Here is a 20,594-nt window from a genome sequence, read left to right as displayed (position 1 = left end):
GCGTTCGAACACCCGCGACTTGGCTCTCGACGGTTCGCGCTTTCCCGGGTCGAGCATTTGATGAGTCGGAGAGGTATACTGGGTGTCCGCGCACGCATTCAATTTGCAGGATCCTCGGAATGCCCCTTCGGCTCAGGATCGGGCGACGGGACTCCGTTATGCTCGGTCCGTCGCAGGTCGCCGCGCGGCCGGATTGACTTGTGCGCGCGGGAATTGAGGGGTGGCCTCGTTTGTCATTGCGAACGGAGGCCCGACATCGCGCACGCTCCGGCCGGCACGTATCAAGAGACTGTCTCCGCGCAGCCGGATGTGCGGGATATCGGAAAGCGGGACGCCACGATCCCGGGCCGAGCATCAGCGATGGGCGGAGGAAACACCATGAGGGTTGCGGCGCGTGCGGCGTTCGTCCTGCTGCTGGCGGGCGCTATGATGTCCGGAGGCGCCCCCCAGGCGCAGACCGGTGCGACCCCGCCGCCGGCCGGCGGCACGCCGGATCAGATGCCCTATGACGTGCCCTACGGCGTTCCGATCAACCTGGAGCGCGCCAAGCAGGTTCTCGCCGCCGCCGAGGCCGAGGCGCTGAAGCGCAATTGGAAGATGAACATCGCGGTGGTCGACACCCACGGCGACCTCGTCCACTTCGTCCGGATGGACGGGGCCCAGCTCGCCTCCGTCACGATCGCGCAGAACAAGGCGCGCACCGCCGCCCGCTGGCGCCGGGAGAGCCGGGTCTTCTACAACGCCTACGAGACCGGGCATCCTTATCTCGGAACGCTCGACCCGCAGCTCGCCGCCTCGCCGGGCGGCTTCCCGCTGATCGAAGGCGGCAAGCTGATCGGCGCCCTCGGCTGCAGCGGCGGAACGGGCGATCAGGACGCGGTGATCTGCAAGGTGGGCGCCGACCTCATTCGATGACGCGGCCGTACCGACGCATCATCGGCAACGCGGAAGCGGACGCCGGGACTGTGATCGTCCTCACAGATCTCTTCGCATCCCTCGGGCATCTCGCCGGCCCCTGGTGCGGAGATCACACGATGCTCACAGCCATCACGCGCAGCTTTCGCCTGTGGTGCGAGCGGCGGAAGGCAGATCACGAGCTCGCGGCTCTCGATGATCGGATGCTCGAAGACATCGGCCTCTGCCGCTACGAACTGGACGAGCGTCACGCCCGCCTGCGGCGCTAGGATCTCGCCGTGTCGGGGAACGTGTCGCTGGATCGTACGGCGGCGCATCCGCAACCGGGATCGGCTGCCCACCCGGTCCTGGACAGAACCGACGACGTTCGGGGGGCCCCGGGGTCGAGCCGTAGGGCAGGAGGCGTCGCGGTCGGGGTCCGGAACGCTCGGTCCGCCAGCATCGCGACGAGAGGCTCCGCGCAACCTGCCGATTCCTACCGCGCGACCGGCAAACAGCGCTATCCGGCGGCGACCGGGGTACGCCGAACGAGGCTGTAGATCTCGATTCCGGCGTCGAATCCCTTGAGAACCCGCGACCCGAGGGGGATCGTCTCGATCCGGTCCTGGATCCGGCCGGCCAGCGCCGCATCGATCAGGATCTGCGCGTCCTCCGCGGCCGCGCAGAGGCGTGCGGCCAGATTCACCACGGGCCCGATCGCCGTGTAGTCGAGCCGGTTCTCGTACCCGATCTGCCCGACGGTCGCTGGTCCCATCGTCGCGCCGACCCCGAAGCCGATCGCGTAGTCTCGGCGGCGCCATTCCACGACGAGAGGCTGAACGGCGTCCTGCATGGCGATCGCCAGCCTCATCGCCGTGAGGCTGGGCTCCGGGCAGGCCACGGGCGCATTGACGAGGACCATCAGCCCGTCCCCGGTGAATTGCGTGAGGGTGGCGCCGTGCTCGGTGATCACGCGGCCCAGCGCCTCGAAATACGTGGCGAGCACGTGGATGACCTCCTCGGGGGCCGCCTTTGCCGAGAACGGCGTGAACCCGCGCAGGTCGCAGAAGATCACCGCGACTTCCACCCGCCGCCCTTCGAGGACGCTGTCGTCTCCGGTTCGGTCGACGAGCTCGGCGACCTGTGGGGCGAGGAAGCGTCGAAGGCGGGCGATGCGCTCCTGCCGCTCCTGCGAGAGGGCGAGCTCGCCGGCCATGGCGTTGAAGCGCTGCGCCAGCCGGCCGAGCTCGTCCGCCGAGGAGACGGCGATGCGATGCTCGAAATGGCCTGCGCCGATCCGCTCCGTGCCGTCTTCGAGCTGCCGGATCGGACCTGTCATCCGACGCGCCAGCCAGAAGGCGAGGATGCCCGCGAACGCGCTGCCGAGAAGGAGCAGGGCGCCTGTTCGCCGGAGTGCTGTGTCGATCGGGCCGAACGCTTCGCGCAGGGGCTGATGCACGATGACGGTCCAGTCGACGCCCGGAACCACCGCCATGGCAGCGATCAGCGACGCGCCCGAGATGTCACGGCCGATCGCCGATCCACCCTCCGCCCGGATCGCATCGCGGAGCATCCGCAGCGGGCGCGCGGCGGCCGCGTCTCCGCCGCGGAGAACGAGGCTGATGTCGGGATGCGCGATGAGCCGACCTTCCGCGTCCAGCACGAAGGCGTGGCCGGTGCCCCCCACATGGATGCTCGAAATCACGTCCCAGATCAGCTTGAGGTTGATCTCGGCGATCGCGATGCCGACGATCGCGCGGTTGCCGGCGACCGCGATCCGCATGACGGGCTCCGAATTGCGGAAGTACGTCACCGGCCCGTACCAGACGCGGCCCATGCGGGTTCCGGCGTATGCGGGATCGGCGGACCGGTCCACGAGGCTGCCCATCTGATTGAGGCCGACGCGCGAGATGCTCAGCCGCTCCTTGCCCGCCCCGTCGACGAGCGTGAGGCTGACGATGGCCGGCACTTGGCGCATGAGCCGCAGGGCATCCAACCGTTGCCTGTCCTCGGCACCCGCTTCCCAAGGCAGCTGCACCATCCAACCGAGCTGGTCCCGGATGCCGTCGATGAAGCTCTGGATGCGGGATCCGGCGCTGCGCGCCTCGACGCCCAGCAACTCGTCCAGTCGTTCACGCTGGTCCTGATAGCCGAACCAAGCCTCCGTGGCGCCGCTGCCGAGGAGCGGCACCACCGCGGCCGCGAACAAGGCGAGGAAGTATTTGCGCAGGAGAGACCCACGAAGGTGGTGATCGCCGGCGCGGGCTGGAGCGCCCATCATGATCGGCGACGAGCGGTCGGCCCCCCGCTGCCGAGAATGTGCGTGGCGCACACGCCTCCCCGGACGAGAATGGCACACCGCCCCATGGGATCGCCTCTCCGCGGCCTGGAACCGGGAATTCACTATGCCACGGGCGGACAACCGGGTCAGTGCAGGGTCCGCGGACGAACCTTTGTCGGGAAGCGCGCGATCTATTCCTGCAGACGGGCACCGGAAAGGGTGCGAGGTGAACGGGACGGCTCGGCATCGGCTGGAGTGTCCTGCACGGCGCGTACGAGGCCGTCGAACCCGGATGCCGGCATTGCCGGATCGGAATGGTGGCCAGACGCCGCGCAGCGACGCCGCGGATGCACGGATGGGACGGGGCGCGACGGGCATCGCCATCGCCGGCCGTGGGTCGGTCGGGCGCGCGCGCCCCGAGGCTCGCTCGAGGTCGAGATCCTGATCGGACGATGGGGATCCCATGAGGCGGCGTGCGTTCATCCTCCTGCTCGGAGCAGCCGGTGCTCTCCCGGCCCGGGCGCGCCAGCCGACGATGCCGGTTGTGGGATATCTGGGTCTCGAATCTCCCGAGACCTATACCAGCCGCCTCGCGGCGTTTCGCGAAGGGCTGGCCGAGGCCGGATTCAGCGAGGGCCGCAATGTGGCGATCGCGTTTCGATGGGCCGACGGGCATTACGACCGCCTGTCGGCGCTCGCGGAGGAGCTCGTTCGGTTGCCGGTCTCGGTTCTGGCGGCACCCGGTGGCGCCCCTGTCGCCCTTGCTGCGAAATCCGCGACGACGGTGCTTCCGATCGTGTTCGAGATGGGCGGCGACCCGGTCGCGCTCGGCGTCGTCGACAGCCTGTCGCGGCCGGGCGGCAATCTGACCGGCGTGTCGAGTCTCAGCGTCGAAGTCTCGCGCAAGCGCCTGGAGTTCCTGCATGAGGTTCTGCCGGGCGTCGGCACCCTCGGAGTCGTCGCCAACGCCACCAGCCCGACCGCAACGTCCCAGCTGCGCAGTCTCCAAGTCGCCGCGGACACGATCGGCGTGGGAATCCGGAAGCTGCAGGCGAGCAACGAGGGCGAACTCGGCGCCGTGTTCACGCACCTTCCACGGCAGGAGGTGGGTGGTCTCGTGTTTACCTCCGACCCCTACTTCGCCAACCGCAGTCAAGCATTGGCGCGTCTGGCCCTGAGGCACCGGATCCCCGCGATCACGCAATCCCGGGATTTTCCCCTCGCCGGCGGCTTGATGAGCTATGGCGGCGACTTCACGCAGTCACATCGCAATGCCGGCGTGTATGTCGGGCGGATCCTCAAGGGTGAGAAGCCCGCCGACCTGCCGGTCCAGCTCGTCACGAAGGTCGAGCTCTTCATCAATCTGCAGGCGGCAATCGAGCTCGGCGTGTCTCTTCCGCCATCGCTGATGATCAGTGCCGATCAGGTGATCGAATGAGGGCTTTGCGACCGACCCATCGTCGGAATTTCCAGGCGATGGACGGCATTCGACATGGGCCAGCCTCGCGCGACGCCGGGAGGTGTTCCCGTCGGAGACGAAGCTGCGCAGTCACCTGTTCGGGGCCCGGCAATCCCCCGCCCGGCCCGTCGGGCGCGCCCCTGGTGCCGCCGACGGACCTTGAGCCCGCATTAACTCGCCTGAGACGGGTTCCAAAGTACCTCTTGCGCGGAAGTTGAAACGAGAGCGCACCATGTGGCTTCGGCGTGGACGGCACGCTCATCGGCACCTCGCCTGCTCGGAGCGGCCCGCGCACCGGTTCGGCCGGGATCGTCACGGCTCCGTGGCCGTCATTTTCGGGCTCTGCGCCGCGGTGCTGATCGGCGTCGCGGGGGGCGCCGCAGACTATGCCCGCCTCCTTCACCGCCGCGGTCAATTGCAGGCCGCCGTCGATGCCGGAACGCTGGCCGGCGGCAATGCCCTGAAGCTCGCAGCCTCGAACCCCGCCAGCATCGCTGGCCTCACCGAGCAGACCATCCGCGACGCCGCCCAGGCCTCCGCAAGTCAGCCGTTGACGGTCAATGTCACGGTCGCCGACGACAAGACCAGCGTCTTCGCGCGGGCCGAGGAGACGATCGGGCTCGCCTTCGGCGCCTTCGTGGGTATCCGAACCACCACCGTTGCGGCGCAAGCGCGCGCCAACGTGGTCGGCCGCATGAGGCTGTGCATGCTGGCGCTCGATCCCGGCGCGCCGGGGGCCTTCAATCTGCAGAAGAATGCCCAGGTCACGGCCAACAGCTGCTCGCTGTACTCGAACTCCAAGAGCAGCAAGGGGATGGTCGGCAAGGACAACGCCCTCGCCCGCGCCGACATCATCTGCTCGGCCGGCGGCTTCGACGGAGCGAAGGCCAATTTCGCGCCCAACCCGCAGACCGACTGTCCTGCCATCGAGGATCCGCTCAAGAACACCGGCCAGCCCAGCCTCGGCGACTGCGTGCAATTGCCCGCCTCCGCGCGCAAGGACGGCAAGCTCCGCCTCGGCGAGAACAAGGTCGACACGACCTTCACCCTGGAGCCGGGCACCTATTGCGGCGGCCTGCAGATCGCCGGCTCGGCGGTCGCGACGCTGAAGGCCGGCATCTACGTCATGAAGAACGGACCGCTGATCGTGAAGGACAACGCCACCCTGTCGGGCGTGGACGTCGGCTTCTTCTTCACCGGCGACAAGGGCGGCCTGCTCTTCGACAAGAAGACCACCATCAGCCTCGCGGCACCGACCACGGGTGTGATGGCGGGTCTGCTGATGTCGGAGCAGCGGTCGGTCAACTCACCGCTCGATCCGCTTCTCGATGTGATCGACCTCATCGCGGGCAACTCGATCCCGCCGACGCCGCCGCCGCTGGGGCTGACCAAGCCCCTGCGGACCTACCGCATCATCAGCGACAACGCGCGGACGATGCTCGGCACGATCTACCTGCCGGCCGGACGGCTGGTGATCGACGCGAGCCGGCCGGTCGCGGATCAGTCCGCCTATACCGTCATCGTCGCCCAGCAGGTCAATCTCTACGAAGGGCCGAACCTCTATCTCAACGCGAACTACGACGCCACGAGCGTTCCCGTGCCGAAGGGCGTCGGCCCCCTCTCCGGCAAGCTCATGCTGACCCAGTGAGAAGCCGCCGTCCTGACGGGAATGGGTCGGCCGATCAGGCGACCGGCGGGCTGCAACGAGCAAGGTGAGGCGCGCCAGGCCCTGCCGCGGCCGTCGATGCGGCCCGGAGCCGATATCGACGACACGTCATGGCTTCACGTTGAAGCCGTGACCGCCAAGAGGTCCCATCGTGTCGATCATCTGCGGAGTGGACTCCGTGATGTCATCCATCACGAGCTGGTTCATGGCGCAGATGAAGGACGTGAGACGGTAGCCGTCGTGGCGCGAGAGCGCATTGTCAAAGGCGCGCAGGTTCCAGAACGGATCGTTGGCGAGCGTGATCGGCGCGATGCCGCTCAGGTGGAGTCCGTGAACGAAGCGTGCCGCCGGCCTGCCGAGGCCCGGTCCCGCGGGATCGGCGGCCAGATCCTCGCTGTCCCAGAACTGCGTGAAGCGGTCCTGCCTGCGCATCCGCGCCCGGGTGAGCCAGCCATCCGAACGCGGGCAGTCGATCGGCGCGTCGGCCAACGTCGCGTAGGCGTGATGGCGCTCCCGGCCCGTGTCGTGCAGGCCCAGCATTTCGTGCGTGGTGCCGAACGGCGCCGCCGAGGGCTGCGTGTCCGCGAGGACGCCGGCCGCCGGGCGCGGCGGATCGAGGTTGCCGATCGTACGCGACTCTTCCCGGAGGCTGACTTGGAACGGGAAGGTCTCGGCGATCGCCGACAGCGCGCGCAGCGGCAGCGTCAGGAATGCATCGAGAGCGGCGGCATGCCTCGGCGGCATGCAGGTCATCCCGCGCGGCTGGCGGCCCTCGTACCGGGCCGCGACGCGATCGAGGAAGCGGGCCGCGGGGCGAAAATCGAGCTTGAAGGTCGGAAACAGGTCGTGCGTCGCCCAATCGTAGTCGACGCCGGAATGGAACATGGCGTCTGTGCTCGCGAGCCTCTGCCGGATGCGCTGGCGCGCGACTTGGAACCCGTCGTCGATGTCGAGGCCGATCCAGGCACAGTCGCCCGGCCGCAATCCACCGGCCGGAAAGGCGAGCGCGGCCGTCACCGAGATCAGCACGGGGCGCTGCTCGGGCGGGAAGAAGCCGGTGTCGCGAACGACCTCGTCGACCGGTGTGTGCTCGTCGGCGCGGAGGGCGACGCGCTCCCAGACCGCGCGCTGAATCGCCGTCCACTTGCTCGCCTCGGAGGCTGGGTTGATCAGGACGACGAGGTTGCCGAGGACCGGCGGCAGCGTCCTGCCGAAGGCGTGGCGGCGCACCGCTTTCAGCACGTCGTCCTTGAGGCCGGTGGCGAGCATGTTGCCGCCGAGACTGTGCCCGGCCACGATCATCCGGTTGTTGCGCTGGCTGCCATCCGACCGGGGTGCAACCAGGACCGATTCGATGGAGCGCAGGGCCGAGATCGCCGCGGGCGCGACGGCTTCGCTGACCGGTTTACGATCGAACAGGGTGGCGGCCGCCGAGACGCTGCCGAAGAAGCCTCCGACCGCGTCGCCCAGCAGATCCCTCAGGCCCTGTTCGTCGACCCGTGCGCCGCGCCAGCCGACGTAGATGGCCGTGACCTTGGTCTCGCACGCCTTCGGGTCGGTGGGGCAGCGCTGCTGCAGGAAGCGGGCGACGTGAGCCGCGTAGAGGCGCAGGTCGGCGACGTTGCCGTCGCCGATGCGGGCATCGTGGCGCCAGCCGTGGACGAAGACGAGGACGTAATTCGATCCGGTCGAGAGGTGCTGCTTGAGCGCGTCGAGCTGCGTGATCACCGGCCTGATACCGGAGGCGGCCTTGCCGCTCGCGCGCATCTGGCTCTCCATCGCGTGGCGCAGCATCGCGCTGGTGTTGGCCACGTCACTGCCGCCGCTGCGGGACACAAGGGCATAGGGCTCACCGTCTTCCTGGAACTCCAGGAAGCCCAGCGTGTAGTCGAGCGGCTTGCCGTCCGGGCGCTCGGCGGTCACGACGTGGCGTTGCAGGGCGCAGCGGAAGCGCGTGCGCCAGCGGGGATCGCCCGCGACGGCGGCGTTCTCGTCGTTGCTGGCATCGATCCACCCGCCGTCATCGACCGGGGTGGTTCCGGTGCGCTGGCGGCGCCCGGTATCCGCCAGGACGGTCCAGCCTCGGGCGAGCCCGTCGCTGCATTCGGGGGTCGCGGGGTCGAGATCGCGGTAGGCTCGCGCCTTCGGCGTCGACAGGACGACGTAATTCACGAACAGGACGCCGAGGACGAGCACGATGGCGCCGACCAAGGTCGCGAAGGCGGCGTGCAGGAGGCGCATATACCAACGCCAGACCCTGGCGAGCCAGGCTCGTCCTCGCTCCGCTGAACCGTGCTGCTCGATCTTCGGCTGCCAATCCACGGACGCGGTGCCCTGCCCGATGATGCCTGGCCGTGCAGGCCCTTTCATCAAGGGGATCAGCAACCGCGGGCGAGGCAGATGCAAGCGCGCGGGACCTGCCGCGGGAATTTCGTCCGCAATGGGACGAGCGTGGCGCGAGGTTCCATCTGAACGACGGAGCGAAATTCGAGCCGTCGGCGAGACGCGCGCTCGGGGCGCCGAAGGCCGGCGCGACCCGGGCATGATCCAGGCTGATGCCAAGGCGGCCGACCCCGCGATTCCGGGCCGAACCTCGGCGATGGGTTTAGAAAACACCGTGAGGGTTTTTGCGGTGCGTGCAGCGTTCGCCCTGCCGTTGACGGCCTCGGACAGACCCGCTGTCGCGGTCTCGTGCCGACGGGCGAACGGCTTGCGGTGTCCCTCGCCGATCATCGATCACCGGCACCTCATTGATCTCTCGAGGCTTTGGAGCGACACCACCCTTGCAGGGGGAGTTCGACTCATGAAGCGCCTTCCAATCGCGGTGGCCCTGGTTCTGTCGCCGCTCACGGCCCGCAGTGAGGACCGGCTGCCGACCATTCCGCCGAGCCAGTACACCGCCGAGCAGCAACAGGCCGCCTCGGCTTTCGAGGCGGCCCGCAAGACGCCGGTCTTCGGTCCGTTCGAGCCGCTGATGCACTCGCCCGACGTGATGACGCTGGCCCGCTCGATGGGCGACTACCTCCGCTACAAGCCCAGGATCGGCACCACCCTCTCGGAGCTCGCGATCCTGGTCGTCGCACGACACTGGACGCAGGATTACGAATGGTATGTCCACGCGCCGATCGCGCAGAAGGTCGGGATCAGGCCGGAAATCATCGCGGCGATCCGCGATGGGCGGCGGCCGGAGGACATGAGCGCGGACGAGAGCTTGGTCTACGACTTCGTCAGTGAGTTGCAGGTCAACAAGGCGGTCTCGGACGCGACCTTCGCCAGGGCCGAGGAGCGGTTCGGCAAGCCGGGGATCGTCGATCTGGCCGCGATCTGCGGCTACTACACGCTCCTCGCGATGGAGCTGAATACGGCGCGGTACGGCTTGCCGAAGGACGGCACACCTCTGCCGCGACTGCCCCAGTGAGCGACTGGAGCCGACACCCGCCATCATGGGACGGTGCGCCTGCGGAGGACCCGTTCGTCGCGCCGACGTCCGGCATCACCCTGCGGTGATCGCAGCGTTCGCATCTCGCAGGCCGCGACGGACCGGTTGAGAACGGCTTGCCGCGATGCAGGCCGGATCGGGTCGCGCTCAGCAGAGAAAGTCGCCGAGGGCGGCGAGAACGAGGTCCGGGCGCTCCTCCTGCAGGGTATGGCCGCAATCGAGGGCGTGACCGCGCACATCGGTGGCCTTCTCACGCCACGTCGCCAACACGTCGTAGGTTCGGCCGACCGTGCCCTTCGCGCCCCAGAGCGCCAGGAGCGGGACCTCGACCTGGCGGTCCGCATCGGCGGCGTCATGCTCCAGGTCGATGGTGGCCGCGGCCCGGTAATCCTCGCAGATGGCGTGGCGTGTCGCCGGATCGCGGTAGACCCGCAGATATTCGGCGAAGAGGCCGGGTCCCGGCACGCCGGGCGTCTTCGACTGCCCCTCGATATGCGTTCGCAGGAAGAATTCCGGGTCGGCGCCGATCAGGCGCTCCGGTAGCGGCTCGGGCTGGATCAGAAAGAACCACCAGAAATAGGCCGTCGCGAAGGCCCTGTCGGTGCGCGCGTACATGGTGGCGGTCGGCGCGATGTCGAACACGGCGAGGCGCGTCACGGCCGCGGGATGGTCGAGGGTCATGCGATGGGCGACACGCCCGCCGCGATCGTGCCCGACGACGGCGAAGCGCTCGTGCCCGAGTCTGCGCATCACGGCGACCGCGTCGGCTGCCATGGCACGCTTCGAATAATTGGCGTGCCCCTCGCCTCCCCCGGGCTTGTCGGAATCGCCGTAGCCGCGCAGGTCCATGGCCACCACGCTGAACCGCTCGGCCAAACGGGGGGCGACCGCGTGCCAAGTCGCGTGGGTCTGCGGGTGTCCGTGCAGAAGCAGCAGGGGTGGGCCCGAGCCGCCGATCGCGGCGCGGATGCCGACCGCGCCGGCGTCGATGTCGCGGAGCTCGAAGCCCGAGAGGAACGGGTCCATCGTCGCCATGAACCGCTCCTCAGCGCACGAGCCAGGGGTGGGCGGCGTGGTACCGCTCCTCGAAGGCGCGAATCGCGGCGGCTTGGTCGAGCGTCGTCCCGATGGCGTCGAGCCCACGGATGAGGGCGTCCTTGCGCGTCGCCGGGATCTCGAAGTCCACGCGCGTGGCATCCGCCGCGAGGATGGCCTGTCCCGGCAGGTCGATGGTGAGGCGGTTCCGCTCCGGATCGGCGGCCAGGGCCGTGAGGACGCTCACCGGCTCGGGGTCGAGGCTGACCAGGAGGAGCCCGTTGTTGGCGGCGTTGTCGGCGAAGATGCCGGCGAAGCTCGTGCCGATGATGGCGCGGATGCCGAGCTGTAGCAGGCCCCAGACGGCGTGCTCGCGCGAAGAGCCGCAGCCGAAATTCGGGCCGACCACGAGGAAGCGCGCCTCCGCCCATTCCGGTCGGTTGAGCGCGAAATCGGTGCGCGGCGTGCCCTGCGCGTCGAAGCGCAGGTCGTGGAGCGCCCCCCGGGCGAGCCCGCTGCGGTCGATGCCTTTCAGGAATTGCTTGGGCATTATCACGTCGGTGTCGACGTTGGCGGCCGGGAGGGGCAGGGCCGGGCCGGTGACGGTCTCGAAGGGCTGCATGGCTCAGTTCTCCCGGGCGAGGCGGCGAACGTCGGTCAGGCGCCCGGCGATCGCCGCCGCCGCGACCATCGCGGGGCTCATCAGGTGGGTGCGGCCGCCGGCGCCCTGGCGGCCCTCGAAGTTGCGGTTCGTGCTCGACGCGCAGCGCTCGCCCGGCTCCAGGACGTCGTCGTTCATGGCGAGGCACAGCGAGCAGCCGGACTGGCGCCACTCGAAGCCGGCCTCGATGAACACGCGGTCCAGGCCCTCGGCCTCGGCGGCGCGCCGCACGCTGGAGGAGCCGGGCACCACCATGCCGCGGACGCCCGCGGCGACGTGCCGGCCACGCACCACCTTGGCCGCCTCGCGCAGGTCGGAGAGCCGGGCGTTGGTGCAGGAGCCGATGAAGGCGCGCTGGATCGGCACCTCCGCAAGCGCGGTCCCGGGCGCCAGATCCATGTAGGCGAGCGCGCGCTGCATGTCCCTTCGCCGGGCCGCATCGGGCTCGGACGACGGATCGGGGACCCGGCCGCCGATCGGCACGGCCTGGTCGGGGCTGATGCCCCAGGTCACGAGAGGCTCGATCTCGGCCGCATCCAGGTGCACTTCACGGTCGAACACGGCATCGGGATCGGTGCGCAGGGTCGACCAGAACCGGACCGCTTCGTCCCAGAGACCGCCCTTCGGTGCCCGCGGCTTGTCGGCGACGTAGTCGAGCACCGCTTGGTCGGGTGCCATGATGACGCCGCGCGCACCCGCTTCGACAGCCATGTTGCAGATGGTCATCCGGCCCTCGACCGGGAGGGCGGCGAGGCCGTCGCCGGCGAACTCCACCGCGTAGCCCGTCGCGCCGGCGGCGCCGATCCTGGCGATCAGGGCCATCACCAGATCCTTCGCCGTCACGCCCGGCGGCAGCGTGCCGTCGAGGGTCACGCGCAGGGTGCGCATGCGGCGGTACCGGAGCGTCTGGGTGGCGAGGTAGTGCTCGATGTCCGAGGTGCCGATGCCGAAGCCGAGGGCGCCGAGCGCGCCGTAGGTGGTGGTGTGGCTGTCGCCCGCGGCCACGATCATGCCGGGCAGGATGAAGCCGAGTTCGGGCGCGACGACGTGCTCGATGCCCTGCAGCGGGTGCAGCACGTCCAAAAGCTCGATGCCGAAGTCGCGACTGTTCTCGCCGAAGTAGCGCACTTGGTTGGCGCCGCCCGCATCCGGCATCTCGGCGTTCCGGTTCGGCGCTGTCGGGTTGACGTGGTCGACGACCATCAGTGACGCGTCCGGCCGCCAGACGGGGCGCTTGGCCTCGCGGAGCCCGCTGAAGGCCTGCGGGCTGGTATACTCGTTGAGGATGGTGCGATCGATGTAGAGCAGCACCTCGGCGCCCGGACCGGCGCGATCGTCGAGGCGGGTGACCGTGTGGCTGTCGATCAGCTTGTCGTAGAGGGTGCGGGGCGACATCGTCTCACGTCCTGCAGGGGGGGGAGGCGCAGCCGCGCGGGCCGCGCCTCGGAAGTTTCGGGCGTCAGGCCGTCGCGGGAGCCGCCAAGACGCTACGGGGCGCCGCCTCGGCGTCGCCGCCGACCGGGTACTCCTCCACCAGCCGGCCGGCGAGCACGTCGCGCATCCGGTCCATGTCGAGCTCGCCCTCGATCTTCGCCATCACGACGGCGGCCACCGCGTTGCCGATGATGTTCACGATCGCCCGGCCCTCGCTCATGAAACGGTCGATGCCGAGGATCAGCGCCATGCCGGCGAGCGGGATGGCGGGGACGACCGAGAGCGTGCCGACGAGGGCGATGAAGCCGGCTCCCGTGATGCCGGAGGCGCCCTTCGAGGTCAGCAGGGACACGCCGAAGATCGCGAGCTGCTGCGTCAGGGTGAGATCGATGTTGGTCGCCTGCGCCACGAAGAGGGCGGCCAGCGTCATGTAGATGCAGGTGCCGTCGGCGTTGAAGATGTAGCCGGTCGGCACGACGAGCCCGACGACCGATTTCGAGCAGCCGAGATGCTCCAGCTTCTCCATCAGCGAGGGCAGCGCTGCGTCCGACGAGCTGGCGCCGAGGGTGATGAGCAGCTCCTCCTTGAGGTAGCGCAGCAGCTTGAACAGGCTGAACCCGGCCCAGAGCGAGACGAGGCCGAGCACGCCGAACACGAAGATCGCGCCGGTCAGGTAGAAGGTGCCGATCAGGCCGACGAGCTGCCCGAGCGAGCCGAGACCGAACTTGCCGATCGTGTAGGCCATGGCGCCGAAGGCGCCGAAGGGCGCGAACCGCATCAGCACGTTGATGACGCCGAAGATCCAGTGCGAGGCGGCGTCGACGAGGTCGCGCAGGGGCCGGCCGGCATCGCCCATCTTGGACAGGACGTAGCCGAACAGCACGGCGATGAACACGACGGGCAGGATCTCGCCCTTCGTGAGGGCGTCGAAGACCGTGTTGGGCACGATGCCCATCAGGAAGTCGACGGTGCCATGCTCCTTGGCGGCGCCGGCGTATTTGGCGACCGCCCCCGCATCGAGCTTGCTCGGGTCGGCGTTCATGCCGGCGCCCGGCCGCACGAGGTTGCCGACCACGACGCCGATGACGAGGGCGAGGGTCGAGAGCACCTCGAAGTAGAGCAGCGCCTTGCCGCCGAGCCGGCCCATCTTCTTCATGTCGCTCATGCCGCTGATGCCGGCGACGACGGTGCAGAAGATGACGAGGCCGATGACCATCTTGATCATCTTGATGAAGACGTCGCCCAGCGGCTTCATGTCGACGCCGAAGCTCGGCGCGGCGTACCCGACCGCGACGCCGAGCAGGATGCCGGCGACGACCTGGACGTAGAGGCTCCTGTAGAGCGGTTTCGCTTGCGCTTGGGCAACCCTCTGCACGGCGCGTCTCCCTGTTGCTTTTGGTCGGGCCGCCATCCTGGCCTTCGGCCGCAGCGGTTCGCAGCAGAGGGCCAGAGCCCGGCCGATTTCGCCAATGCCGTTGCTGCATCAGGTGATGCCGGGCCGCCGTTGACCGCCGTGCGAGGGCTCGCCATCCTTCCCGCCGGTTCCCGGGGGCGGCGCCCCGAGGGCCCCGACTTGGCAAGAGGGCTCGACGGATGGACGCCGCCTGGCTCGAAGACTTCCTGGCGCTGGTCGACCTGGGGCACTTCTCGCGCGCGGCGGAGCAGCGCTGCATCACCCAACCCGCCTTCAGCCGACGCGTCCGTGCCCTCGAGGAATGGGTCGGCGCCCCGCTGTTCACGCGCGACGTCCTGCCCGTCACGCTGACGCCCGCGGGCGAACGCTTCCGGCCGGTGGCCGAGGAGACGCTTCGGCGCCTCTTCCAGGGGCGTGAGGCGGCGCGCGAGGCGGGTCGCATGGCGGCCGAAACCGTTCGGTTCGCCTCGACGCAGACGCTCTCCGTCAGCTTCTTCCCGAACTGGCTGAGGACGTTGGAGAGCTTCGAGAGCGTTCAGGGGACCATCCAGCTGACCGCCGCCCACATGGCCGCCTGCGAGCAGATGATGCTGCGCGGCGAGGCGCAGTTCCTGCTCTGCCACGACCATCCGGCCACCACGCACATGCTGGCCTCGGACCAGTTTCGCTCGGTCCATCTCGGAACCGACGTCCTGCTTCCGGTGAGCGTCCCCCGCCCGGACGGGGCGGGGCCGCTCTTTGCCCTGCCGGGAGCACCGGAGACGCCGCTGCCGTTGCTGTCCTACACCGGAGAGTCCGGGCTCGGTCGCATCGTCGCGCGCGCGCGGGTGCTGGAGCGGAGCGAGGCCAGGGTGAGGCCGGTCTTCGCCTCGCATCTCACCTCGGTGCTCGTCGCCATGGCGCGTGACGCCCGCGGCATCGCATGGGCGCCCTTGAGCGTGGTGGCCGACGACCTCGAGCGCGGACGGCTGGTGCGTGCTGCCGGTGCCGAGAACGACATCCCGATCGAGATCCGCCTCTACCGCCCCCGCGCACGCCAAAGCCCGGCCGCGGAGCGCCTGTGGGCGCTCGTGGCCGGCCGTGACTGGGATGTGCCGGCCGGGGATAGCGTCGAGGAATCAGGCCCGTGCGCGCTGGCTTCGAAGGACACGGGTCCGCTCTAGTTTCCAGCGATCGCCGCATTGCGGCGCGTGCGGAAGCGGCACCGACTGGCCGATGCTGCGGCCGCTTGCGCCAGCGTCCGCCCTGCACTCCGCGGCGGATCTGCGACCTGCGCCAGCCCACTATCGGCAAGGGATCGTTCCGAACTCTTCACCCGAGCCGCGCAGGGTACCCGCGTGCCCACGGTTTGAGCCCCACAGTGAACTGACCGTGCTCGGCCACACCCGGCCGGCAGCGTTGTGCGCTGAGAGCCGACTTTGCGCCGGCTGAGACGGCCTTCCGGGAGCGGTCGATCGGTGGCTAGATATTCGGGACGCTCTCTCAGCCCACGCCCGTCGGGCCATCGAGGACCCGTCGGACGCGCCGGGCCAGCTCCATGCGCTTGTAGGGCTTGTTGATCACCTCGAACTCGGTGCCGCCCGCATCGGTGCGCTCCAGGGACGCCTCCGCGTAGCCCGTGGTCAGCAGCACCCTGATCTTCGGCTGCCGCTCGCGCGCGGCCCGCGCCAGCATCACCCCGTTCATGCCCCCCGGCATGATCAGGTCGGTGAACAGGAGGTCGATCCGCGCCTCGCCGTCGAGCACCTCGAGCGCCGCCTTCGGGCCGTCGACCACGGTGACCCTGTAGCCGAAATCCTCCAGAATGATGCCGGCCGTCGCCGCCACGTCGGGCCGGTCGTCCACCACCAGCACGGTCTCGGTCCCGTGCCGGTCGGCGGCACGCTGCGACGCCTTGCGCTCGTCCTCTATCTTCTGGTCGGAGGCCGGGAAGAGCAGGCGGACGGTCGTGCCGTGGCCGACCTCGGAGTAGATCTTCACCGAGCCGCCCGACTGCTTGGCGAAGCCGTACACCATCGCCAGCCCGAGCCCGGTCCCTTTGCCATCCGCCTTCGTGGTGAAGAAGGGCTCCATGACCCGCGTCAGGATCTCCGGCGCCATGCCGCTGCCGGTGTCGGTCACCGAGATGACCACGTAGGCGCCCGGACCGACCGTCTTGTAGAGGGCGGCGTCCTCATCCTCGATCAGCAGGTTCTCGGTCTTCACCGTCACGGTGCCGCCGCCGGTCATGGCATCGCGGGCGTTCAGGAGGACGTTGAGGAGCGCCACCTCGGCCTGGGTCGGGTCGATGCGGGTGTTCCAGAGGTCCGGGGCGAGATCCTGGCGCAGCACGACGTGATCCCCGAGCGACCGCTCGGCCATGTCGCTCATGCTCTGGACGAGGCCGTTGAGGTTCAGGAGGCGCCCTTCGAGCCGCTGCTTGCGCGAGAAGGCGAGGAGCTGATGGGTCAGCTTCGCGGCCCGCTCGGAGGCGTCGCGCACCGCCTCGCCCGCCCGCCGCAGGCGGCCGACATCGATGTCGGGATGGTCGATCAGCGCGAGCATCACCTCGTTGTGGCCGGAGATGACCTGCAGCAGGTTGTTGAAATCGTGCGCGATGCCGCCGGTGAGCTGGCCCAGGCTCTCCATCTTCTGCGCTTGGTGCAGGCTCTCCTCCGCGTCGCGGCGGCGCGAGACGTCGAGCTGCGAGCCGAAGAAGTAGACGAGATCTCCCGAGCGGTTGAACACCGGCGAGACGAACAGGGCGTTCCAGAACGAGGAGCCGTCCTTGCGGTAGTTCAGGATCTCGGTGGCGAATTCCCGGTGCTCGGCGATGGCCGACCGCACCTCGTCCACGGTCTCGCGGTCGGTCTCCGGCCCCTGAAGGAAGCGGCAATTCGTGCCGATGAGTTCCTGGCGCGTGTAGCCGGTCATGCGCTCGAAGGCGCGGTTGACGAAGATGATCGGGTTGTCCGGCTGGTGCGGGTCGGTGACGATCATCGGCATGCGCGTCGTCTCGACGGCCGCGAAGAAGATGTCGTGATGGACATCCTCGACGCCGGACGGGCCGCTGCCGGTGACGGGCGTGTGCGGCCCGTTCGTCTTGGGCTTCTCGGGCGACGTGACCATCCGGTGCGGATCTCCTGCTTATGACCCGAGCCCGTCCTGCCTCGAACCACGATGATGAACGATTGCGCGCAATCATCGCGCAGTGCCAGACGGCAGCGCTTTCACCGATGTATCGTTCCCTACGCAGAAGGTCGCAGGGCGCTGCCGGGCGCCCATTGTGAAACGCCGGGCGTAGGCCCGGCGCCATTCGTGCCCTCGAGCTGCAGCAGGTCTCGGCCGCACAGGACGCGACCTCGGCGTCGAGGACGTCCTCGGCCTCGCCGAAGGCAACGGGGTCCAAGAGACGGGGCTCGTCGCAGACCTCATCGGCGAGCCCATCACGCGCCGGGCCTGGCTGCGGCCATCCGGGTCATGCGAAGCCGCGGGAATTTATGGCCGGGGTGGGCACCGCGGCCGTTCTTCCCCTCCAAGACAGGTGCCAGCCCCGTGCGGGGAGCCGCCCGTCTCAGATCAGGGGGTGGGCCAGCACCTTGTCGATGCGCCGGCCGTCCATGTCGACGACCTCGAAGCGCCAGCCATGCACCTCGACGCTGTCGCCCACCGCCGGGATGTGGCCGAGTTGAGAGATGACGAAGCCCGCCAGCGTGTGGAAGTCGCCCGTCTCTGGCTCGCCGAGCAGATCGAGGCGTTTGAACGCGTCCTCGGCGGGCATCATGCCGTCGATCAGTAACGAGCCGTCCTTCCGCTCGACCACGGCCGGTTCGTCGCCCGGCTCCGGGATCTCGCCCGCGATGGCCTCCAACAGGTCGGTGGCCGTGACGATGCCCTCCAGGCTGCCGTATTCATCGACCACGATGGCCATCTGCACCGGCTTCCTCTGGAAGGTCTCCAGCACGGCCAGCACAGACATGGCCTCGTGCACCACGATGGGCGGCTGCGCGGCGACGCGCAGGTCCAACGAGCCCCCGTCGAGCAACTGGTCGAGCAGATCCTGCTTGCGCACGACGCCGACGACCTCGTCGACGGTGCCCCGGCTGACGACGACCTGCCCATGGTTGCAGGCTCGCACTTCTTCTCGGATGCGATCCGGCCCATCCTCAAGGTCGACCCACTCGATCTCGTGGCGCGGCGTCATGATCTCGCGGATGCGGCGCTCGCCGAGGTCGAAGATGCGCTCGACCGCCTCCTGCTGCGCCTCGCGGATCAGCCCGGCCTCGCGGCTCGCCTCGACGAGGAGGTTCAGCTCGGCCGTCGAGTGCTGACCGCCCTCGCCGTGGCCCGGCTGCAAGCCGAACAGGCGCAGCACGCCGTTGCCGAGCCCGTTCAGGAACAGGATGGCGGGGCGGAAGACCAGCAGGAACAGGCCGAGCGGCCGAATGACGGCGAGCGCCGTGCGCTCGCTGCGCTGGAGCGCGAGGCTCTTCGGCGCGAGCTCGCCGAGCACGATGTGCAGCGCCGTGATGATGACGAAGGAGATGATCACCGCGACGGTGTGGGCGGCGGCCGCGGAGATCATCTCCGGCAGCCACGACAGGGCCGGCTCGATCAGGTGGGCGAGGGCCGGCTCGCCCACCCAGCCCAGCGCCAGGGACGAGATGGTGATGCCGAGCTGGGTCGCGGCGAGGTGTGCGTCGAGGTGGTCGGTGGCCCAGAGCAGGGCCTTGGCGTTCGTCCGCCGCTCGTTGACGAGTTCGGCGACACGGCTCCTGCGGACGGCCACGAGGGCGAACTCGGAGGCCACGAAGAACCCATTTGCGAGCACGAGCAGGAGCACCGCGATGAGCCCCAGAATCGTCCCCAGACCGTCGTCCGAAATCTTCGCCTCCCGAGCCACGCCGCGTGGCAGACCTAGCAGCAGGCTCGATACGGGCCAACCGATCGCACTCTGCCAGAAAGAGCACGCGGGCGATCCGAGCCTGCCAAGGCGGGCCGGCCGCGCTGATGCGGGCTGGGATTTTCCCACGCAATCGTCGACCGGATGCGTGCCGCGCCTCGATGCGGCGGTTCTCGCGGGCCCGGTGCCGCATCGGTGGTGCTCCCCCTGTGCAAGGAGGGATGTGGCCCGGGGAAGGGCCGGCGATCTCAGCTATGCCGTCGCCCGATAGGCGCTGCCGCCCGCGAGCTTGGCGGCATTGGCCTCGCGGATCTTGGCCGCGGCCTCATCGTAGAGGAACGGCAGGAAGGCGTAGCGGCGCCCTGCCGTGACGCGCGAGACCGCGTGCAGGAGCGAGCAGGAAAACACCACGGCACCGCCTGGCGGTGGCTTGAAGCTGCGCGGCCCGTATTCCGGGAAGCTGACCTCGCCCCCCTCGAACTCCGCGTTCAGGTTGATCGAGACCGCGAACCGGCGGTGCGCCGTGCCGGTCGTCGTATTGTCCCGGTGCGCCCGGAAGTGGCCGCCGTCCTCGGCCGAATAGCAGGCGACGAGGTAGCGCTCCATGCGGGTCGGCTTGAAGCAGTGCACCTTCTCGATCTGCGGGATGACCCGGCGCAGGAAGCGCGCCTGCAACTGCTTGGTGAGCCCTTCGTCCTCGATCATGAGGTCCTTGCGGACCTTGTGGCTGCGATCGTGCACTTCGACGGTCCTGCCGTCGACCTCGCGCATGAAGCCGCTCTGGAAGCCACCTTGCTGCTCGTAGAGGTCGATCAGGTGCCGGCAGAGTTCGGGCTCGAACACGTTCGGCAGCACGAGGACGGGTGCCTGAACCTCGAAGCCGGCCGAGTGTCCGACCGGCGGCAGCTGATCAAGGTAGGCGAACAGCGCCGCGTGCGCGTCGAGCGGGAAGATCCTGAGAACGCGCAGGGCCGGATCGAGCACTATCCAGAAGCGCCTTGAGGTCGTCGCCCCATCCTGCGCAGGCGCTTTCGGCGCAGCGCCGTACAGGCGGCTCACGACAGTGTCGAAGTCCCAGAAGAAGCGGATGCCGGGAATGCTCTCCCGAACCCGCTGCTGCGCTTCGTCGGCCGGATCGATGCTGACGCCGAAGAAGCTCGCCCGCTGATCATCGAAATGCTGGCGATTGGCTGCGACGGCCGTCATGGCCCGCTGCGCCTGCGCATCGCCGGCGGATCCGTAGAAGCAGAGCACCACGTAGCGACCGGCGACCGTGTCGAACGCGTAGCGCGGATTGCCCGATGAGCGCTGATGAAACCAGGGTGCAGGATCGCCTGGCAGAAGCTGCACGTACGCTCGCGCCTGATCAGTTTTGGCGTTCATGGCCTGCATCGCTGATAAACTTCGTCAATCCTATCACGCTCTTTGT

The 20,594-nt window shown here is 68.9% G+C and carries 15 protein-coding genes; 6 read left to right on the top strand and 9 right to left on the bottom strand.

The window, feature by feature from the left end; translation table 11 throughout:
- Window positions 1-378: 378 nt before the first annotated feature.
- Both DK389_RS23430 and DK389_RS32775 read left to right on the top strand, forming a co-directional pair.
- On the top strand, window positions 379-915 hold the full coding sequence (locus DK389_RS23430; protein WP_109893196.1) for a GlcG/HbpS family heme-binding protein: 537 nt from the start codon (window positions 379-381) through the stop codon (window positions 913-915).
- A 119-nt stretch (window positions 916-1,034) separates the two neighbouring features.
- Complete coding sequence (locus DK389_RS32775; RefSeq protein WP_162560803.1) at window positions 1,035-1,184, top strand: YjiS-like domain-containing protein; 150 nt, start codon at window positions 1,035-1,037, stop codon at window positions 1,182-1,184.
- 230 nt (window positions 1,185-1,414) lie between these two features.
- Here DK389_RS32775 and DK389_RS23420 read toward each other — a convergent pair whose 3' ends face one another.
- Entirely contained in the window at window positions 1,415-3,175 is a 1,761-nt protein-coding gene (locus DK389_RS23420; RefSeq protein ID WP_236960295.1) for a cache domain-containing protein, read from the bottom strand.
- 463 nt (window positions 3,176-3,638) lie between these two features.
- Here DK389_RS23420 and DK389_RS23415 point away from each other — a divergent pair, with 463 nt between their 5' ends.
- Together DK389_RS23415 and DK389_RS23410 are read left to right on the top strand one after the other, a co-directional pair.
- Entirely contained in the window at window positions 3,639-4,613 is a 975-nt protein-coding gene (locus DK389_RS23415; RefSeq protein WP_109893190.1) for an ABC transporter substrate-binding protein, read from the top strand.
- 253 nt (window positions 4,614-4,866) lie between these two features.
- Window positions 4,867-6,282 carry a TadE/TadG family type IV pilus assembly protein gene (locus DK389_RS23410; protein WP_109893188.1) on the top strand — a complete coding sequence of 472 codons (1,416 nt, stop codon included), beginning with the start codon at window positions 4,867-4,869 and terminating at the stop codon, window positions 6,280-6,282.
- Window positions 6,283-6,408: 126 nt separating this feature from the next.
- On the opposite strand, the gene DK389_RS23405 is transcribed toward DK389_RS23410, so the two are convergent.
- The gene (locus tag DK389_RS23405) at window positions 6,409-8,670 is read right to left on the bottom strand and encodes a hypothetical protein (RefSeq protein ID WP_236960293.1); all 2,262 of its coding nucleotides are present in this window, start codon (window positions 8,668-8,670) and stop codon (window positions 6,409-6,411) included.
- Between the two features lie 433 nt (window positions 8,671-9,103).
- On the opposite strand from DK389_RS23405, the gene DK389_RS23400 reads away from it, so the two are divergent.
- Window positions 9,104-9,718 carry a carboxymuconolactone decarboxylase family protein gene (locus DK389_RS23400; protein ID WP_109893186.1) on the top strand — a complete coding sequence of 205 codons (615 nt, stop codon included), beginning with the start codon at window positions 9,104-9,106 and terminating at the stop codon, window positions 9,716-9,718.
- A 168-nt stretch (window positions 9,719-9,886) separates the two neighbouring features.
- On the opposite strand, the gene DK389_RS23395 is transcribed toward DK389_RS23400, so the two are convergent.
- The 4 genes from DK389_RS23395 to DK389_RS23380 all read right to left on the bottom strand — a co-directional run bounded on the left by DK389_RS23395 (window position 9,887) and on the right by DK389_RS23380 (window position 14,244).
- Entirely contained in the window at window positions 9,887-10,774 is an 888-nt protein-coding gene (locus tag DK389_RS23395; protein WP_109893184.1) for an alpha/beta fold hydrolase, read from the bottom strand.
- A 10-nt stretch (window positions 10,775-10,784) separates the two neighbouring features.
- Window positions 10,785-11,396: a 3-isopropylmalate dehydratase small subunit gene (leuD, locus tag DK389_RS23390; RefSeq protein ID WP_109893182.1), complete on the bottom strand. Its 612-nt coding sequence runs from the start codon at window positions 11,394-11,396 to the stop codon at window positions 10,785-10,787.
- A gap of 3 nt (window positions 11,397-11,399) precedes the next feature.
- A complete protein-coding gene (leuC, locus tag DK389_RS23385; RefSeq protein ID WP_109893180.1) occupies window positions 11,400-12,830 on the bottom strand; it encodes a 3-isopropylmalate dehydratase large subunit in 1,431 nt (476 codons plus the stop codon).
- A gap of 64 nt (window positions 12,831-12,894) precedes the next feature.
- Window positions 12,895-14,244, bottom strand: a complete 1,350-nt coding sequence (locus DK389_RS23380) for a dicarboxylate/amino acid:cation symporter (RefSeq protein ID WP_109893178.1) — start codon at window positions 14,242-14,244, stop codon at window positions 12,895-12,897.
- A gap of 218 nt (window positions 14,245-14,462) precedes the next feature.
- On the opposite strand from DK389_RS23380, the gene DK389_RS23375 reads away from it, so the two are divergent.
- A complete protein-coding gene (locus DK389_RS23375) occupies window positions 14,463-15,446 on the top strand; it encodes a LysR family transcriptional regulator (RefSeq protein ID WP_109893176.1) in 984 nt (327 codons plus the stop codon).
- 319 nt (window positions 15,447-15,765) lie between these two features.
- Here DK389_RS23375 and DK389_RS23370 read toward each other — a convergent pair whose 3' ends face one another.
- From DK389_RS23370 to DK389_RS23360, 3 genes are all read right to left on the bottom strand, one after another.
- Complete coding sequence (locus DK389_RS23370) at window positions 15,766-17,391, bottom strand: hybrid sensor histidine kinase/response regulator (RefSeq protein ID WP_109893174.1); 1,626 nt, start codon at window positions 17,389-17,391, stop codon at window positions 15,766-15,768.
- Between the two features lie 445 nt (window positions 17,392-17,836).
- Window positions 17,837-19,105, bottom strand: a complete 1,269-nt coding sequence (locus DK389_RS23365; RefSeq protein WP_418292074.1) for a hemolysin family protein — start codon at window positions 19,103-19,105, stop codon at window positions 17,837-17,839.
- 312 nt (window positions 19,106-19,417) lie between these two features.
- Window positions 19,418-20,548 (bottom strand): 2OG-Fe(II) oxygenase, encoded by a 1,131-nt coding sequence (locus tag DK389_RS23360; protein ID WP_109896764.1) that lies wholly within the window; start codon window positions 20,546-20,548, stop codon window positions 19,418-19,420.
- Window positions 20,549-20,594: the final 46 nt, after the last annotated feature.

This window comes from Methylobacterium durans, assembly GCF_003173715.1.
GTDB classification, from domain to species: domain Bacteria; phylum Pseudomonadota; class Alphaproteobacteria; order Rhizobiales; family Beijerinckiaceae; genus Methylobacterium; species Methylobacterium durans.
Note: the sequence above shows the minus strand (reverse complement) of the source record. Positions and strands in the feature narration are given on the sequence as shown.

What these genes read in the sequence shown, in the direction of transcription:
- DK389_RS23430 (WP_109893196.1), top strand. Translation starts at nt 379, where the DNA reads ATGAGGGTTGCGGCGCGTGCGGCGTTCGTCCTGCTGCTGGCGGGCGCT.
- DK389_RS32775 (WP_162560803.1), top strand. Translation starts at nt 1,035, where the DNA reads ATGCTCACAGCCATCACGCGCAGCTTTCGCCTGTGGTGCGAGCGGCGG.
- DK389_RS23420 (WP_236960295.1), bottom strand. Translation starts at nt 3,175, where the DNA reads ATGATGGGCGCTCCAGCCCGCGCCGGCGATCACCACCTTCGTGGGTCT.
- DK389_RS23415 (WP_109893190.1), top strand. Translation starts at nt 3,639, where the DNA reads ATGAGGCGGCGTGCGTTCATCCTCCTGCTCGGAGCAGCCGGTGCTCTC.
- DK389_RS23410 (WP_109893188.1), top strand. Translation starts at nt 4,867, where the DNA reads ATGTGGCTTCGGCGTGGACGGCACGCTCATCGGCACCTCGCCTGCTCG.
- DK389_RS23405 (WP_236960293.1), bottom strand. Translation starts at nt 8,670, where the DNA reads ATGAAAGGGCCTGCACGGCCAGGCATCATCGGGCAGGGCACCGCGTCC.
- DK389_RS23400 (WP_109893186.1), top strand. Translation starts at nt 9,104, where the DNA reads ATGAAGCGCCTTCCAATCGCGGTGGCCCTGGTTCTGTCGCCGCTCACG.
- DK389_RS23395 (WP_109893184.1), bottom strand. Translation starts at nt 10,774, where the DNA reads ATGGCGACGATGGACCCGTTCCTCTCGGGCTTCGAGCTCCGCGACATC.
- leuD (WP_109893182.1), bottom strand. Translation starts at nt 11,396, where the DNA reads ATGCAGCCCTTCGAGACCGTCACCGGCCCGGCCCTGCCCCTCCCGGCC.
- leuC (WP_109893180.1), bottom strand. Translation starts at nt 12,830, where the DNA reads ATGTCGCCCCGCACCCTCTACGACAAGCTGATCGACAGCCACACGGTC.
- DK389_RS23375 (WP_109893176.1), top strand. Translation starts at nt 14,463, where the DNA reads ATGGACGCCGCCTGGCTCGAAGACTTCCTGGCGCTGGTCGACCTGGGG.
- DK389_RS23370 (WP_109893174.1), bottom strand. Translation starts at nt 17,391, where the DNA reads ATGGTCACGTCGCCCGAGAAGCCCAAGACGAACGGGCCGCACACGCCC.
- DK389_RS23360 (WP_109896764.1), bottom strand. Translation starts at nt 20,548, where the DNA reads ATGAACGCCAAAACTGATCAGGCGCGAGCGTACGTGCAGCTTCTGCCA.